Raw genomic sequence first — 203 nt, forward strand, 5'->3', positions numbered from 1 at the left:
ATTGGCGCCTTCGATGGTGACGGTCACCGTCTCGGTGGTGCCGTCCTCGGTGGTGATGGTGAAGCTGTCGGTCAGCGTCTCGCCGAGGTTCAGCCCGTTCACCGCCGGGTTAGCGTCGTCGATCAGATAGGACCAGGCGCCGCCCGCATCCACGCTGTAGGTGCCATAGCCCATGGCCCCCACCCCCGAGGCCGGCTGGAACA

At 66.5% G+C, this 203-nt stretch carries 1 protein-coding gene; it reads right to left on the reverse strand.

Annotated elements, in window-relative coordinates; all coding sequences use genetic code 11:
* The coding region (locus EGN72_RS19640; protein ID WP_199743668.1) for a VCBS domain-containing protein at positions 1-174 on the reverse strand (174 nt) is incomplete at its 3' end.
* Positions 175-203: the final 29 nt, after the last annotated feature.

The organism is Pseudorhodobacter sp. E13, assembly GCF_003991405.1.
GTDB lineage: Bacteria > Pseudomonadota > Alphaproteobacteria > Rhodobacterales > Rhodobacteraceae > Pseudorhodobacter.